The organism is Pseudomonas sp. Sample_24 (assembly GCF_004307605.1).
GTDB lineage: Bacteria > Pseudomonadota > Gammaproteobacteria > Pseudomonadales > Pseudomonadaceae > Aquipseudomonas.
The window spans coordinates 1-15337 of the sequence record NZ_RCNW01000475.1; the positions used below are offsets into that span (position 1 = coordinate 1).

Genomic DNA, 15337 nt, shown 5'->3' on the forward strand with positions numbered 1-15337 from the left:
GTTGAGCGGGAATTGCCCGGGGGCGAATAGGCCGGGTTGTTCGGTGCCGGATGGTGTTGGTGGCGTTAAAGTTGATGAGGGTGAGCCGCAGCTGCCGAAGATGACGGCTGAGCGGCGGCGTGAAAGGATTGATGAATTGGCTGAAGCGAATGCTAAGCGGCGGGTTGAAGAGTATGAAGAGAAATATGATATGCACACTATTAAAAAGCACAGCTCTGAAATACCTGAGAAAGCGCTTAAACAACGCGCTATAAATGGCGCTGACCCACATACCGGGAAAGTTCCCAAGCTCGCAAGAGGGAATTTAAGTTCGCAGTTCAGTAGTTGGCGTGTTCATCTGAGCGCGCTGAATAAGGCTATGTCTAGGGCACAACTCGGATTGCTTCCGCACACGGGACAAGACCATAACAAAGATCCCATTGTAAGAATGGAGCTTCCTGCGGCAGGTCGTGGCTACAGGCCAAACAAAAAAGACCCTAACAATCCTAACCTAAATGAAAACTTGAATTGGTTTGAAGTAAAGTTTGACAAAAAAGATCCATCAAGACCCTATACTGCTTTTCCCTCGGAGAAAAAGTAATGTTGAGAGAACCTTTCGTTGATGAAAAATTTGAGCCTGATCTCATGTGGTTCATTGGTGGGTTTAATGTTTATGATCGCGAAGAAACCAGAGGTGTAGAGCTTGGAGTTTACGACCCAGATAACAAGGCCGATAGAGAGAGTTTGATACGTGGTTATTGTTTAAATTTGGATTGCCTATCATATAGGCATAAGTTTGTATTGGTGGAGTTCCTTGCGGAAAAATTGTCTGATAGTAATTTCGACTTCCAGACGTTATTCGAAATCGATGAGGGCATAGCGTCGAGTTGGCCTCGCGAAGAGTGGTATGGGTTGGAAAGTCCTCGGCAATTTTTTCAAGACGTGTACGAATTAGCGCAAGAGGTTTGGAGAGAAGACCTGCTTTTAGCATGCGCCGAAGATCAAACTTTGTGGTGATGAAGGCTTTTTGCTGTGTTACGAAACTTTCCCGACGACGCCCTAGGACATTCCCTCCAAGTTCTAGCGGTTTTCATGAACCGATGCGGCAGCAATTGCTTGGAAGTTGTCTGCTCCGACGCCATCGCGGGCAAGCCTCGCTCCTACAGGGGGGGTGTCGTTTGCGAAAACTGCAGGCGCCACAGGACCCTGTAGGAGCTAGGCTTGCCCGCGATAGCGTCGGAGCAGTCAGCTCTGTCCCATTAGAAGTGCTCTTTCCGGTGTAGGCACCGCCAGGCTATCAATCACATGCACGCTATACCCCGGCACGTTCTTCGCGTGGTGTTTGGCTTGGGAGGCCATTTCTGCCAATTGGCTGGCATCAATTTCACCGCAGGCCTCTGGATGTAGGTGCACCACGCCGATGGACAGTGAAAGCAACGGGAATTCCTGGCGCACGCCCTGGCGGTTGGGGGCGATGAAGCAGCCGGCTTCGAGGTGTTCGGCGCGGTAGAAGCGGCGGCACTGGCTCTGGAAGTCGTCCAGAAGCTGGTTCAGCCGTCGGCCCCAATCTTCCGGGCCAAGGACCAGTAGAAAGTCATCTCCCCCGATATGCCCGACGAAATCGCGTGACGGATCGACCCGGTCGTTAAGGCATTGCGCCAGGCACAGCAGGACTTCATCGCCACGGCCGTAGCCATAGATATCGTTGAAGGGTTTGAAGCTGTCGATGTCGACGTAGCAGATCACCGATTCGCGTTGCTGTTGTAACAGCCGTGTGAGGCATTGCTGGATCGGCACGTTACCCGGTAACAGGGTCAACGGATTGGCGTAGCGAGCCTGCTGGATTTTCAGTTCGGTAATCAGCTTGAGCACGTCGATCACCCGCCCCAGGCCCAGGTAGCTGCCGTTGAGGGTGATGATGAAGTCTTCTTCGATACGTTGCCGAGCGCGGCTGGTGATCAGGCGGCTGACCTGTTGCAGCGACTGGCTCATCTCGACGGCCAGGAAGTCATCGTTCATCAAGCGGCTGATCGGTTTGCGGGCGAACAGGTCAGTGGCGAACGGCTTGAGCAGCGCGTCGGAGAGCGAATGTCGATGGACGATGCCGCAGGGTTGGCCTTGTTCGTCCAGCACCGCCAGCGAGTTGAGATTGGCCTGGCGACGGAAGGCCTCCAGGACCGTGGCGGTCGGTGTGTCGCGGCCCACTGCCGGCTGGTCGTTTAGCAGGGCACTGAGGTCGCTGGCTTCATCGTTCAGCGCCACGGTGGCATTGTCCTGTCTTGGCATCAGGGGCCGGGCATCCTTGGGTGGATGCTCCTGCGGTCGGCACAGCAGATAGCCCTGAACCAGATCGACGCCCATCTCGGTCAGTACCGCCAGTTCCTCCGACAATTCGATACCTTCAGCGATCACCTGCGCCCGTGAGGCCTTGGCGATTTGCAGGATTGAACCGACGAACTCGCGTTTGAGCGCGTCCTGATGGATACCGTCGATGAAATGTCGGTCGATTTTCACGTAATCGGGTCGCAACTCCGACCACAGGCGCAAACTTGAATAGCCTGCACCCAAGTCGTCCAGGGCAATCGAAAAACCCATCGCCCGGTAGTGATGCAGGGCGGTTTGCAGCAACTGGAAATCGTCGATGGGCGCCTGTTCGGTGAGTTCGATCACCACCTGGCTCGGCGGGATGCCGAAATCCTGCAGCAATTGCAGGGTACGACCCGGTTGATGCGCGGCCTCGAGCAGGGATTCGGGTGAAACGTTGAGGAACAGTTTTCCGGGCAATTGCTGTTCGTTGAACCGTCGGCAGGCACTCTGCCGGCAGGCGATTTCCAGTTCGCTCAAGCGACCGGCCTGGCGGGCGACGGCGAACAACGCGATGGGGGAGTGCAGCGGGCTGTTCGACGGCCCGCGGCTGAGGGCTTCGTAGCCGAGAATTCGTCGCTCAGAGAGGCTGATGATGGGCTGGAACAGGCTGTGCAAACCGCCTTGAGTCAGAATTGAGCTCAACGCACTCAGCTGTTCGGTTGTGGTCATGGCGGTCTCTGGCGATAAAAAAAGGGCTGGGCGTGTTCTCGGTAAAGAGAGCACGCCCAGCCCTGTATTTCACGACAGATTGATGACTGTTTGATGACGCTCCGCGGAGCGTCAGCATTAAATTGCCATCAGTTGCTGTTAAACACTCAGTGCTTGGCCACCGCCGTGTTGAGCTTGAGGTAGTCCAGCAGAATGCGCCCGGTTTCGCTCAGGTAGGCATCGTCTTCCGGCTTGGTCTTGTCTTGCTCGGCCGCGATGGCGTCTTCGTCTTCTTTCTTCAGCTCTTTGAGCGGCTCTTCGCCCTTGGCCTTGCGACGGATGTTTTCCATGGTCAGTTGCTTGGCTTCGATGTCGGCGTGTTGGGCTCGACGCTCGACTTCGTTGAGGCTGACGGTTTTTTCGTTCATCAACTTCTGTGCCAGGGCCAGCTTGTCGCGGATGAACACGAACTCGGCGTCTTTGGCGGTACGCACATCATGCTCGGACTTGAGCTGGGTGATGTACGGCTTGAACGGGTCGACCGCAGGCTTGATCGCCGCGCGGATGGTGTCCCACGGCATGGCTTCCGGCAGGGCGCTTTCGCCGATTTCCTTGGTATCGATGATCGACGGGTAGTCGATGTCCGGCAGTACGCCTTGATGCTGGGTGCTCTGGCCGGAAACCCGGTAGAACTTGGCCAGGGTCAGCTTCAGTTCGCCATGGTTCAGCGGCTGAATGGTCTGCACGGTGCCTTTACCAAAGGTCTGGCCGCCAATGATCAGCGCGCGGTGGTAGTCCTGCATGGCGCCGGCAAAAATCTCCGAAGCCGAGGCGGACAAACGGTTGACGAGCAACGCCATCGGGCCTTTGTAGAACGCACCCGGATTTTCATCTTCGAGCACATCGACGCGGCCATCGGCGTTACGCACCAGTACGGTCGGGCCTTTGTCGATGAACAGGCTGGTCAGCTCGGTCGCTTCCTGCAGGGAACCGCCGCCGTTGTTGCGCAGGTCGATGACCACGCCGTCGACCTTGTCCTTTTGCAACTCGGTCAGCAGTTTCTTGACGTCGCGCGTGGTGCTCTTGTAGTCCGGATCACCGGCGCGAAACGCCTTGAAGTCCAGATAGAAAGCCGGGATCTCGATGACGCCAAGCTTGTAGTCCTTGCCATCCTGCTTGAGGTTGAGGACCGATTTTTTCACCGCCTGGTCTTCAAGCTTCACCGCTTCACGGGTGATCGGCACGATCTTGCTGGTCTGGTCGTTCGGCGCATTGCTGGCCGGAATCACTTCCAGACGCACCACGGTGCCTTTCGGACCACGGATCAACTTGACCACTTCATCCAGACGCCAGCCAACCACGTCGACCATTTCCTTGTTGCCTTGGGCAACGCCGATGATCTTGTCGGCCGGAGCGACCTGCTTGGTCTTGTCCGCCGGGCCTGCCGGCACCAGACGCACGACTTTCACTTGATCGTTGTCGCTCTGCAACACGGCGCCAATGCCCTCGAGGGACAGGCTCATGTTGATGTCGAAGTTTTCCGCGTTATCCGGCGACAGATAGTTGGTGTGCGGGTCGTAGGACATGGCGAAGGTGTTGATGTACGCCTGGAAGATGTCTTCCGCGCGGGTCTGGTCCAGACGCGCCAACTGGTTCTTGTAGCGCTTGGTCAGGGTTTCCTGGATCTGCTTGGAATCCTTGCCGGCGATCTTCTGGCGCAGGACTTCGTCCTTGACGCGCTTGCGCCACAGGTCGTCGAGTTCTGCGGTGGACTTGAGCCAAGGCGCGTCCTTGCGATCGATCAGCAAGGTTTCCTTGGTGGTGAAGTCAATCTTGTCGACACCCTTGTTCAACTCGGCAAGGGCAAAGTCCAGACGCGCTTTGACGCGGTCCAGGTAGCGCTTGTAGATGGTGAACCCGGCGTTGAGATCGCCGCTTTTGAGGAAGTCGTCGAACTGGGTCTTCCACTTGTCGAACTCGGCAATGTCGCTGGCCATGAAATAGCTGCGCGACGGGTCGAGCAATTTGAGATAGCTGTCGTAGATGATCACCGAGCGCGCATCATCGAGCGGTGGTTTGCTGTAGTGATGACGCTTGAGCAGTTCCACGACATTCAGACTGGCGATGACTTCGTCACGATCAGGTTGAAGCTTGTCCCAGCTGTTGGCTGCGAAAGTGTTGCCGGACATCGGCAGCAGGCCGATACCGATGAAAAGAGCGAGGGCAGTGCTGGGGAACAAACGCTTCATGTTGATTCGACGCGGGGACAATTGATAACGCATATTAGGCCGTCTTTGAAGTCGCCGGTTCCACAAGGGCCGGTCGCATAATGCAAAAAGCCCGGCGCTACAGCTTCGGGCTCAGTCCAGACTCACTATGGAGGCACTGTGAAAGCATTGCAAGGCGTTGACGGTCAAGTGGAGTGGCTTGAAGAGCCGAGTCCTGCGTGTGATGTAGGACAAGTTCGCATCCGGGTGTCGGCTGCGGGACTCAATCGTGCCGACTTATTACAGAAGGCAGGGCTGTATCCACCGCCGCCGGGAGTCAGCAAGGTGCTCGGTCTAGAGTGTTCGGGCGTGATCAGCGAGGTCGGCCCGGGTTCTTCCTGGCAAGTTGGCGATCGGGTTTGCGCCTTGCTGGCCGGGGGCGGGATGGCCGAGGAAGTGGTTGTCGACGGACGGCACGTGCTGCCGGTACCCGACGAAATGTCGCTTGCGGAGGCGGCGGCGTTGCCCGAAGTGTATGCAACGGTCTGGTTGAATTTGTTTCAACTCGCTGCGCTCAAGCCAGGGGAAAAAGTCCTGCTGCACGCTGGAGCAAGTGGAATCGGTTCAGCTGCCATTCAGCTGTGCAAGGCGTTCGGAAATCCGTGCTGGGTCAGTGTCGGTTCTGCCGAACGGCTGGCCTATTGCGAAAAGCTTGGCGCCCAGGGCGGTGTGGTCCGTAGCGGCAATCTCGAGAGCTTGAGCGATCTGGGGCCGTTCGATGTCATCCTCGACCCGGTAGGAGGCAATTACGCGGCGCTGAACCTTAAGCTTATGGCTCTGGATGGGCGCTGGGTGCTGATCGGCTTGATGGGCGGCCGTGAGGCCAGGCTTGATCTGGCGCAAGTGCTGGCCAAGCGTGTGCAACTGTTGGGCTCAACCCTGCGCAGCCGCGATGATCAGTTCAAGGCGGATCTGTTCAGTGATCTGCGCCAGCACGTGTGGCCGCTGTTTGCTGAAGGCCGGTTGAGCCCGCAACTGGCCAAGGCCTTCCCGATCAAGGATGCCGAAGCGGCGTTTGCCGAGTTGGCGAGCAACACGGTGGCTGGGAAGCTGGTGTTGGTGATTGATGAAAGCCTGACCTGATAACCCCCGTAGGAGCGAGGCTTGCCCGCGATGATCGATGACACGGTCTGCCAAACATACCGAGTCGCCTGAGTCGCGGGCAAGCCTTGCTCCTACACGAGCGGGTTACTTCCAGATATGGATTGGCCAGCCGGCTTTTTCCGCCTGTTCACGCAGCACCGGGTCCGGGTTCACCACATGTGGGAAATCCACCTTCAGCAACAACGGCAAATCATTGCGTGAATCGGAATAAAAACTCGCGCCTTCGAGGTTTTCCTCCTCTGCATCCAGCCACTCCAGCAGCCGGGTGATCTTGCCTTTGCGGTAGGTCAGGGTGCCGACGGTGTTGCCGGTGTAAGCACCGTGGGCCACCTCCAGTTCGATCCCGAGAATCTCGTCGATGCCCAGGCGCTCGGCAATCGGCGCCACCAGGTGCGTGCCGGAGGCCGAGATCACCAGGATGCGGTCGCCGGCCTTGCGGTGCGCGGCGATGGTCTTGGTGGCGTCGCTGAAGATGATCGGTTCGATGAAGTCTTCCACCCATGGGCCGACCAGGTGTTCGACCTCAGCCGGTGTACGACCGATCAATGGCTCCAGGCTGAAGGCCATGTAGTCTTCCATCGCCAGGTGACCTCGGCCGTAGGCGTCCATCAGTTCCTTGTCGCGACGCAGGAAGGATTCGCCATCGACCCAGCCGAGGCGGACCATTTGTTCGCTCCACAGCGAGGCGCAGTCGCCGTGGATCAGGGTTTCGTCCAGATCAAAAATTGCCAGGGCCATCAGTGCAGTTCTCTCTTCAACGTCAGCAAGGTCATCAGGCTACCTCACACAGGGCCGTCGGATCGATGGAAAGCGCCAGACGCTGACCATCGGGATGCAAATCGGAGGCCGAGCGGTTGAGTACATCGACCACCAGCTCTACGCCGCGGGCTTCGATGCGGTAGCGGATCACGTTGCCCAGCAGGCTGTGGCTGCGTATTTGCGCGTCGAGTTCACCGTTGAGGCTCAGTTCGATGGCTTCCGGGCGAATCGCGATTCGATGATTGATCGGCCGCTGCAACAGCTTCGTCGCGCTCTCGGCATCCAGCAGATTGTAGTTACCGATGAACCCGGCGGCGAACACATCGACCGGCGCTGTATAGAGGGTTTCGGCATCGCCGCTTTGTACGATTTTTCCCTGATTCATTAGGAAAATTCGATCAGACATGGTTAGCGCTTCTTCCTGATCATGTGTGACGAAAATCGTGGTCAAGCCCAGTTCGCGCTGGATCTGACGGATCTGTTCGCGCAGGTGTTTACGAATCCGGGCATCGAGCGCCGACAGCGGTTCATCCAGCAGCAACAGGCGAGGGCGGGTCACCAGCGAGCGGGCAAGGGCGACGCGCTGGCACTGGCCACCCGACAGTTGATGCGGATAGCGGGCGGCAAAATCTTGCAGCTCCACCAGCCTCAGAACTTCGGCGACGCGCTTCTGGCTGTCGTCCGAGTTGACCTTTTGCATGCGCAAACCGAAGGCGACGTTCTGTTCCACGGTCATGTTGGGAAACAGCGCATAACTCTGGAACACCATGCCGATCCCGCGTTTTTGCGGGCTCAGCGGCACGATGTCGATGCCATCAAGCAGGATCTTGCCGCCATCTACCGAGGTCAGTCCGGCGATGCAGCGCAGCAGGGTCGATTTGCCGCAACCGGACGGGCCGAGCAGGGTGACGAATTCGCCTTTCTGGATTTCGCAGTTGATGTCGCTGAACACCGTGGTGCCCGCGTAGTTTTTCTGAAGATGTTGGACGCTGACATAGCTCATTCGCTTTTGTCCCTGTTCAAGATGTTGGCAATCCAGGTCAAGACCAGCACAAAGAAGAAGTAGGAAATCACCAGCGCACTGGTGAAATGTCCGCTGCTGTTGCGCATGTTGTTGAGGTAGACCTGCAGGGTTTCGTAACGGGTGCCGACGAGGATGTTGGCGAACACGAATTCACCGAACAGGAACGAAAACGACAGCAGCAATGCCACCATCAAGCCCTTGCGCAGGTTCGGCAGCACCACCAGGAATGCCGCCTGAAAGGTGCTGGCGCCGAGCAGTTGCGCGGCGTCCATCAGGTCACGCAGGTTGATCGCTTGCAGGTTGTTGGTGATCGCCCGGTACATGAAGGGCAATGCCACAGTGAAGTAGCAACCGATCAGGATCCACGGTGTGCCGACCATGGCGAACGGCCCCGAGCCGTAGAGCTGCAACAGACCGACCGACGACACCACTGGCGGCACCGCGAAGGGCAGCAGGATCAGGATGTTCATCAGCGCATCGAGTTTTGGAAAGTGGTAATGCACCACGAACAGCAGCGGCAGGATCAGTACCACCGACAGGACCAGTGCACCGACACAGACCAGCAGCGACTGGCCGAAAGCACTGAGAAAGCGCGGGTCGCTCCACAATTGCACGTACCATTTGATACTGAAGCCGCTGGGCAGAATGGTCGCCGACCAACTGCTGGAGATCGAGTAGATGAATGTGCCGAGCAATGGCAGCAGCAGGATCGCGAACAGCAGGTAGACCACCACCCTGTGGTAGACCCCGATAGGTCCCAATTCAGCGCGAGACATGGTAGCTCCTCTTCAACAGCAGCTGATGCACGATGGTCACCAGGGTCATCAACGCCACGAGCACCACGGCCAGGGCGCTGGCGAGGTTGGGGTCGAGGGAAATGTCACCGGATACCATTGCCGCGATCCGGATCGGCAGCACGTTGAAGTTGCCGGTGGTCAGGGCATACACCGTGGCGTAGGCGCCGAGGGCGTTGGCCAGCAGGATCACGAAGGTGCCGAGCAATGCCGGGGTCAGCACCGGCAGGCCGATGTGGCGCCAGAACTGCCAGCCATTGGCGCCCAGCAGCGCAGCGGATTCGCGCCAGTCCTCGCGCAAGGCGTCGAACGCCGGGTAGAGCAGCAGCACGCCGAGCGGGATCTGGAAATAGGTGTAGAGGATGATCAGCCCGGTTTTCGAATACAGGTTGAAGTCCTGAATGATCCCGGCCTGCTTGAGCATGATGGTGAAGCTGCCGTTGAAGCCGAGCAGGATGATGAACGCGAAAGCCAAGGGCACGCCGGCGAAGTTGCTGGTCATGTTGGCGAAGGCGTTGACGAAGTTGCGCAGTTTCGAATCGACCCGACGCAGTGAATAAGCGCCGAGCACCGCGATGATGATGCCGAATACGCTGGACCAGAAGCTGATCTCGAGGCTGTAGCGGATTGCCTGCAAATAGAACTTCGAATTGAAAATCTTGGTGAAGTTGGCCAGGCCCCAGCCGAATTCTTCCGATTCGAGGCTGTTGATCATCACCCACACCAGCGGGGCGATTTCGAACACGATAAAGAACAGAGCGAAGGGCACCAGGCACAAAGCCGCCAGCCATTTGCCGCGAGTGATGGCGTTCACTTGAGCAGCTCCCGGCACACAGGTTTGTCGTGGGGGACGCCCAGCAGCTCGCAGACGGTGCCGCAGATTTGCGTCTGTTTCGGGACGGCATCGGCATTGAGACTGAAGGCATCACCGAGCACGAACAGCGGAACTTCGCGTTCCTCGGGCAGCAGGCCGTTGTGGGACCGGTCGTTATTCATGCCGTGATCGGCTGTCACCAGCACTTGATAACCCGCGTCGAGCCAGCCTTGCAGATAGTCGGCGATGATGATGTCGGCGGAGCGCGCGCTGTTTCGGTATTGCGCGGTTTCGAGGCCGTGCTTGTGCCCGGCGTCGTCGATATTCATGGGGTGCACCAGCAGGAAATTCGGCGCATGGCGCAAACGCAGGTTTTCGGCATCGGCGAACAGATGCGAGTCTGGATAATGATCGTTCCAGTAAAAATGCCCGTGCTGGATCGGTAGGTCGGGGTTGTCGGTATGACGATCACGCGCCGCGACGAACGGCGAGCGGTTGTACAACTCACTGACCCAGTGGTATGCCGCCGCAGCCGTTTTCAGCCCGGCGTCAGTGGCATAGTGATAGATGCTGCGCTGGTTCGACAGGCGCGAGACATTGTTGTGGACGATGCCGCTGTCGATCGGCGTGACGCCGGTCAGGATGCATTCGTACAGAGGGCGGGACAGGGCCGGCAATTCGCACTCCAGCTTGTAGAGCGCTGCGCGTCCTGCGCCGACATAGGCTTGCAGGTGCCCCATGGCGTGGCTGGCGACTTCGTAGTTGAGGCCGTCGAGCACCACAAGGATGACGTTGTGATTCATAGGGGCGATGACTCCGCAAAACAATGAATATCAGCGAAACCCGCAGGCGCGAAGCTTGCTCGCGAAGGCGGACTTTCAGCCAACAGGGATGTTGACTGTCAGTGCCGCTTCGCGGGCAAGCCTCGCTCCTACAGATCACGCATTACTTCATTTCGACGATGACTTCTTCGTTCCACTTCTGCGGCAAGGCCTTGGACGTTTTCTCCCAGGCATCCGCGTCCTTGATCGGCGTGACCTTTTTGTACTGCTCGTTTGGCAGCAGCTTGGCTTTCACGTCTTCGGGCAACGTGATGTGTTCAGCACGGATCGGACGGGCATTACCTTTGGCCAGGTTGATCTGCCCGGCGTCACTGAAGATGTACTCACGTGTCAGCTTGGCGGCGTTCGGGTTTTTCGCGTATTTGTTGATGATGGTGGTGTAGCCGGAAATCACCGAGCCATCGGATGGGATCAGCACGACATAGTCATCCGGGTTGGCCATTTTGGCCTTGTAGCTCAGGCCATTGAAGTCCCAGACCACACCGACTTCGATCTCGCCTTTTTCCATGGTGGCAATGGTCGGGTTGGCCATCGACAGGCGACCCTGCTTGGCGATATCGGCAAACATCAGCAACGCAGGCTGCAGGTTTTTCTCGTCGCCGCCATTGGCCAGTGCTGCGGCCAGTACGCCGTTGGCTGCCTGAGCCGCGGTGCTCACGTCACCGATGGACACTTTGTATTTGCCGGACTTGAGGTCTGCCCATTTGGTGGGTACTTCGGAACCGTGCAGCAATTTCTTGTTGACGATGAAGGCGATGGTGCCGGTGTAGGCCAACGCCCAGTTGCCGTCCTTGTCCTTGGCCCAGTCGGGTACCTGGTCCCAGGTGGATGGTTTGTACGGTTGCACCACACCTTGCTTGACCGCAATCGGGCCGAAGGCGGCGCCGACGTCGCCGATGTCGGCACTGGCGTTGTCTTTTTCCGCGGCGAACTTGGCAATTTCCTGGGCCGAGCTCATGTCGGTATCGATGTGTTTCAAGCCATATTTCTTGGCCAGGTCTTCCCAGGTGCCTTTCCAGTTGGCCCAGTCATCGGGCATGCCGACGCTGTTGACTGCGCCTTCCGCTTTCGCAGCGGCTTCCAGGGTTTTCAGATCATCAGCCGCCATGGCGGCGGTGCACATGGCAATGGTCGAGCCTAACAGTGATGCCAGGAAAAACTGTTTCATTCCGAAGCTCCTTGGGTCGTGTTCAACGCTGCGATTGCGGTTTGTGTTGGTCTAGGTCAGCAATACCTGAGCCAATTTAGGGGGGCTGGATGACACTTTGATGTCGTTCGTCGCCCGACAGGCGTTTTATTTGCCCGGTACTGACGGCTGCCAAGTAAGCGTAGACCATTGGCAAATGCCCGCAGTACAAGCACTTGGCAGATGTATTGCACGGATTTTAAAGCGCCCTGCAGATGACCCGTCCCCAGACTTGTCATCTCTCAGTCATCTGCACTGCCTACGCTTACAGGACGTAGACAGAGCCGATTCACAGCGCGGTTCTGCCCCGAAACAGTGCTGGTCTAGTCCAGATAGGTAACGTTGATGCGCGACGAGGCAACAAAAGCGGTGACAGCCATCGGCCAAGTGCTGCAGGAGCAACTTGACCATGGGTTGCTGACGCCTGGCAGCAAGCTGCCGGCCGAGCGCAAGCTCAGTGAGTTGTTCGGTACGACGCGCATTACAGTGCGCGAGGCGTTGTTGCAGTTGGAGGCTCAGGGGCAGATTTATCGCGAAGAACGCCGGGGCTGGTTCGTCTCGCCACCGCGCCTGGCCTATAACCTGATGCAGCGCAGCCACTTTCACGCAATGGTCGGCGCGCAGGGGCGGGTGCCGTCCACTGAAGTGATCTCTGCGCGTTTGCAGCCAGCGTCGGCGGCGGTCTGTGCCTGGTTGCAGTTGCCGGCGCTGTCGAGCGTGATTCAGATCTGCCGATCGCGACGCATTGACGGGCGTCTGGTGTTGTACGTGGAGCATTATCTGAACCCGCAGTTTTTCCCGGGGATCCTGGACTTCGATTTGAACCAGTCGATTACCGAGCTTTATGCGCGACATTACGACTTGCATTACGGGCGGGTGCGGTTCGAGATTGTGCCGACGGCGTTGTCCGCGGATGCGGCAGCGGCCTTGCGGGTGTCGGTGGGGAGCCCGGGCTTACGGATTGCCCGGGTCAATTACGATCAGCATGAGCGGCTGATCGATTGCGATCTGGAGTTTTGGCGGCATGATGCGATTCATGTTGGCGTTGATGTCGTTTGAATACTAATGCCGCGTATTCATGGGAAGGCTAATCAGGGCGGGACTGAAACTTAAGATCAGCATCACCCCTTCTCCAGTCCACCACCGGCCGTCATCACTTGAATGCTCATCCGCGGCATAGCCAAATCCATCCCGGCTTCGTCCATGTGTCGTTTCAGCGACAGGTTGAACGCACGGGACACTTCCCATTGTTTGATCGGCGCAGTCTTGAACCGGGCGCGCAGGATCGCATTGCCGGACTCGAAGCTTTCCACACCCTGAAACTCAAGTGGCGACCAGATGTTGCGTCGTTGCAGGGGATCGGTGCGCATTTTCTGCCCGACGTCACGCATGAGTTTGATTGCGCTATCGATGTCCATGTTGGCAGGAATCGCGACGCGGAAGATGGCATAGCCGAACTCCCGGGAGTAGTTCTTGATGCTTTTGATTTCGCTGAACGGAATGGTGTGGACGATGCCGTCGATGTCCCGCAGGCGCACCGTACGGATAGTCAGGCCTTCGACCGTGCCGAGGTGGCCGCCGACGTCCACGTAGTCGTCGATGGCCAGGGAGTCTTCGATGATGATAAACAAGCCGGTGATCAGGTCGGCCACCAGTGATTGCGCACCAAAGCCGATGGCCAGGCCGATAACGCCGGCACCGGCCAGCAGTGGCGTGACGTTCATGCCCATGTTCGCCAGCGCGACGATCAGCGCGATGATGAAGATCGCCACGAACAATACGTTGCGGATCAGCGGCATCATCGTTTGCGCGCGGGCGTTGGCAAGGCCTTTGCGAGAGCGGGTGAGGGCATGGTGCACGGCGGTGTCGCTGAGGATCCAGACCAGCCAGGCGAAGATCAGCGTGCCGATGAGGCTGAACAGCTTGACACTGATTTCATGGCCCTCGCCTTCGGTGAACGCAATCAGCGACATGCCCCAGACTCGCAGTCCGAGTTCGATGAACGCCAGCCATACCAGCAAATGGGCAAGGGTATAAAAGAAGCTTTTCAAGCGTTCGGAATACAGCGCGTGGCGTTTGACCCCACGTTGCGGTTTCAGGGAGTGGCGACGTACCAGGCCGTTGATCACCATGCACAACACCAGCAATACCGTGCAGATCAGCGACTGGCGCAGGGCAGTGCTGGTGTCACCGGCAGAAACAAACGTGGCGAACAGGGAAATGCCCACCAGCACCAGTGCCGGGACATACCAGAAGGTGCCGAGGATTTCGATGGTATCGCTGAGGGCGCGGCGGGTCAGGCGGCGGGACAGTGGCTGGTTGCGTATCAGGTGGGCGATCGGGCGACGGAATCGCAGGATGAACAAGCCGGTGGACAGCGCCGCCAACACGTTGGCCACCGTCGCTGCCGTGTGCGCCAAGTGCACGCCAAGGCTTTCGATCAATCGCGGATCGCTCAGGGCTTCACCAAAAGCGGCGAAGCTGCCGATCAGCCACAGGGGTCGAAACGCCTGATGCCGCAAGATGTGCAAGGCACGGTGGCGGTGCGGGCCGTCGAGCAGGGAGAAAGCGATCACACAGATGGCGGAGAAACAGGTGCCGACCACCAGTGCATAGGCCAGCACCATCGCCAGGCTTTTGCCCAATGACGACGGCAGGGCGTAGCTCATGTAGACCGTGATGACCAAGGCAATCAGCCAAGGCCCGAGCTTGCGCAAGGCGAAGCGCAACATGTCCACGGCCCTGGGGTGCTGTGGCAGTTCTTCGGTCAACCCGAAACGCATGCGCACCCGGTGGCTGATCCAGATCAACGCAGCCGCCAGCAGGCTCCAGAGCATCAGAATCAGGGCAAAGGCGAAAATGATTGGCAGCCATTCATTGGCCGGCAGTATCCGCGCCGTGAGTTCGTCCTTGGCCTGGTCGAATTCGTTGGACCAGCGTGTAATCGGGCTGTCGGCGCCGGAAAATTGTTTCTCGAAGCTGGCGAGCGTGCCGCCAATGAGGCCCAGTACCCCCTCTTCGGCGACGGGTTGCGCCTTTTTCGTGGCATCGCGCAGTTTCTTCAAGTCCGCCAGCAATTTGCTTCGTTGCTGATCGTTTTCCAGGGACTTGATCACTTCGTCCAGTGATTGAGCCAAGGGCTCCTGCGCTTCTGGCTGGGCTTTTGAGGAGCTGTTGAGCAGGCTCGGCAAACCCACCGCCTGGGCAGACGCCACTGGCAGCAGCGACAGCAGGCAGACAAGGAACAAACACGGCAGAGCGAAAAGACGAGCGGACACTAGGCGGTCAACCTCAGAGTGAGCGGATCGACCGAGTGTACGAGCCCGTCAAATTCAAAGCGAGTCGGGGGATAATTTATTCGTTGAGTTTGGCGAGGATCTTGAAGATCACAGTGGCAAGGATCAGCAGCATGCCGAGCCACATGGCGAGTACGCCGGCATTTTTGTCACGAAAGTTGAAGCCGACTGCCAGCATCAACATACCGATAAGAATCGGAATCAGCATGGCGTGGAACGAGGATAGCGAGATCATGGCGACTGCCTTGTCGAAAGGG

13 protein-coding genes and 1 pseudogene are annotated in these 15337 nt (G+C 58.0%); 4 read left to right on the forward strand and 10 right to left on the reverse strand.

Annotation, left to right across the window (positions count from 1 at the left end):
- Both D8V06_RS27100 and D8V06_RS27105 read left to right on the forward strand, forming a co-directional pair.
- A pseudogene (locus tag D8V06_RS27100) lies at positions 1-580 on the forward strand (type IV secretion protein Rhs); the annotation flags it as partial.
- Complete coding sequence (locus D8V06_RS27105) at positions 580-996, forward strand: hypothetical protein (protein WP_130932166.1); 417 nt, start codon at positions 580-582, stop codon at positions 994-996. The pseudogene D8V06_RS27100 and the gene D8V06_RS27105, both read left to right, overlap by 1 nt.
- 228 nt (positions 997-1224) lie before the next feature.
- On the opposite strand, the gene D8V06_RS27110 is transcribed toward D8V06_RS27105, so the two are convergent.
- The gene (locus D8V06_RS27110; RefSeq protein WP_130905386.1) at positions 1225-3015 is read right to left on the reverse strand and encodes a bifunctional diguanylate cyclase/phosphodiesterase; all 1791 of its coding nucleotides are present in this window, start codon (positions 3013-3015) and stop codon (positions 1225-1227) included.
- A 146-nt stretch (positions 3016-3161) separates the two neighbouring features.
- Positions 3162-5243 carry a carboxy terminal-processing peptidase gene (locus D8V06_RS27115; RefSeq protein ID WP_162250573.1) on the reverse strand — a complete coding sequence of 694 codons (2082 nt, stop codon included), beginning with the start codon at positions 5241-5243 and terminating at the stop codon, positions 3162-3164.
- 138 nt (positions 5244-5381) lie between these two features.
- Between D8V06_RS27115 and D8V06_RS27120 the strand changes: the two genes are divergently transcribed.
- Entirely contained in the window at positions 5382-6344 is a 963-nt protein-coding gene (locus tag D8V06_RS27120) for a zinc-binding dehydrogenase (RefSeq protein WP_130932167.1), read from the forward strand.
- Positions 6345-6449: 105 nt separating this feature from the next.
- Here the strand turns inward: D8V06_RS27120 and D8V06_RS27125 are convergent, their stop codons facing one another.
- The 6 genes from D8V06_RS27125 to D8V06_RS27150 form a co-directional block, all read right to left on the reverse strand.
- A complete protein-coding gene (locus D8V06_RS27125) occupies positions 6450-7103 on the reverse strand; it encodes an HAD family hydrolase (RefSeq protein ID WP_130932168.1) in 654 nt (217 codons plus the stop codon).
- A gap of 34 nt (positions 7104-7137) precedes the next feature.
- Positions 7138-8127 (reverse strand): ABC transporter ATP-binding protein, encoded by a 990-nt coding sequence (locus D8V06_RS27130; protein WP_130905387.1) that lies wholly within the window; start codon positions 8125-8127, stop codon positions 7138-7140.
- Complete coding sequence (locus tag D8V06_RS27135) at positions 8124-8924, reverse strand: ABC transporter permease (RefSeq protein ID WP_130905388.1); 801 nt, start codon at positions 8922-8924, stop codon at positions 8124-8126. The genes D8V06_RS27130 and D8V06_RS27135 overlap by 4 nt, the downstream gene beginning before the upstream one ends.
- The gene (locus tag D8V06_RS27140) at positions 8911-9756 is read right to left on the reverse strand and encodes an ABC transporter permease subunit (RefSeq protein ID WP_056853857.1); all 846 of its coding nucleotides are present in this window, start codon (positions 9754-9756) and stop codon (positions 8911-8913) included. Before D8V06_RS27140 ends, D8V06_RS27135 begins: the two co-directional genes overlap by 14 nt.
- A complete protein-coding gene (locus tag D8V06_RS27145; RefSeq protein ID WP_130905389.1) occupies positions 9753-10559 on the reverse strand; it encodes an alkaline phosphatase family protein in 807 nt (268 codons plus the stop codon). The genes D8V06_RS27140 and D8V06_RS27145 overlap by 4 nt, the downstream gene beginning before the upstream one ends.
- Before the next feature lie 142 nt (positions 10560-10701).
- Positions 10702-11766: an ABC transporter substrate-binding protein gene (locus tag D8V06_RS27150; protein ID WP_056853855.1), complete on the reverse strand. Its 1065-nt coding sequence runs from the start codon at positions 11764-11766 to the stop codon at positions 10702-10704.
- 363 nt (positions 11767-12129) lie between these two features.
- On the opposite strand from D8V06_RS27150, the gene D8V06_RS27155 reads away from it, so the two are divergent.
- A complete protein-coding gene (locus tag D8V06_RS27155) occupies positions 12130-12843 on the forward strand; it encodes a UTRA domain-containing protein (RefSeq protein WP_056853854.1) in 714 nt (237 codons plus the stop codon).
- A gap of 62 nt (positions 12844-12905) precedes the next feature.
- Here D8V06_RS27155 and D8V06_RS27160 read toward each other — a convergent pair whose 3' ends face one another.
- Positions 12906-15062, reverse strand: a complete 2157-nt coding sequence (locus D8V06_RS27160) for a mechanosensitive ion channel domain-containing protein (RefSeq protein ID WP_130932169.1) — start codon at positions 15060-15062, stop codon at positions 12906-12908.
- A gap of 76 nt (positions 15063-15138) precedes the next feature.
- Positions 15139-15315, reverse strand: a complete 177-nt coding sequence (locus D8V06_RS30505; RefSeq protein ID WP_177336566.1) for a hypothetical protein — start codon at positions 15313-15315, stop codon at positions 15139-15141.
- Between the last annotated feature and the right edge of the window lie 22 nt (positions 15316-15337).

What these genes read in the sequence shown, in the direction of transcription:
- D8V06_RS27105 (WP_130932166.1), top strand. Translation starts at nt 580, where the DNA reads ATGTTGAGAGAACCTTTCGTTGATGAAAAATTTGAGCCTGATCTCATG.
- D8V06_RS27110 (WP_130905386.1), bottom strand. Translation starts at nt 3,015, where the DNA reads ATGACCACAACCGAACAGCTGAGTGCGTTGAGCTCAATTCTGACTCAA.
- D8V06_RS27115 (WP_162250573.1), bottom strand. Translation starts at nt 5,243, where the DNA reads ATGAAGCGTTTGTTCCCCAGCACTGCCCTCGCTCTTTTCATCGGTATC.
- D8V06_RS27125 (WP_130932168.1), bottom strand. Translation starts at nt 7,103, where the DNA reads ATGGCCCTGGCAATTTTTGATCTGGACGAAACCCTGATCCACGGCGAC.
- D8V06_RS27130 (WP_130905387.1), bottom strand. Translation starts at nt 8,127, where the DNA reads ATGAGCTATGTCAGCGTCCAACATCTTCAGAAAAACTACGCGGGCACC.
- D8V06_RS27135 (WP_130905388.1), bottom strand. Translation starts at nt 8,924, where the DNA reads ATGTCTCGCGCTGAATTGGGACCTATCGGGGTCTACCACAGGGTGGTG.
- D8V06_RS27145 (WP_130905389.1), bottom strand. Translation starts at nt 10,559, where the DNA reads ATGAATCACAACGTCATCCTTGTGGTGCTCGACGGCCTCAACTACGAA.
- D8V06_RS27150 (WP_056853855.1), bottom strand. Translation starts at nt 11,766, where the DNA reads ATGAAACAGTTTTTCCTGGCATCACTGTTAGGCTCGACCATTGCCATG.
- D8V06_RS27155 (WP_056853854.1), top strand. Translation starts at nt 12,130, where the DNA reads ATGCGCGACGAGGCAACAAAAGCGGTGACAGCCATCGGCCAAGTGCTG.
- D8V06_RS30505 (WP_177336566.1), bottom strand. Translation starts at nt 15,315, where the DNA reads ATGATCTCGCTATCCTCGTTCCACGCCATGCTGATTCCGATTCTTATC.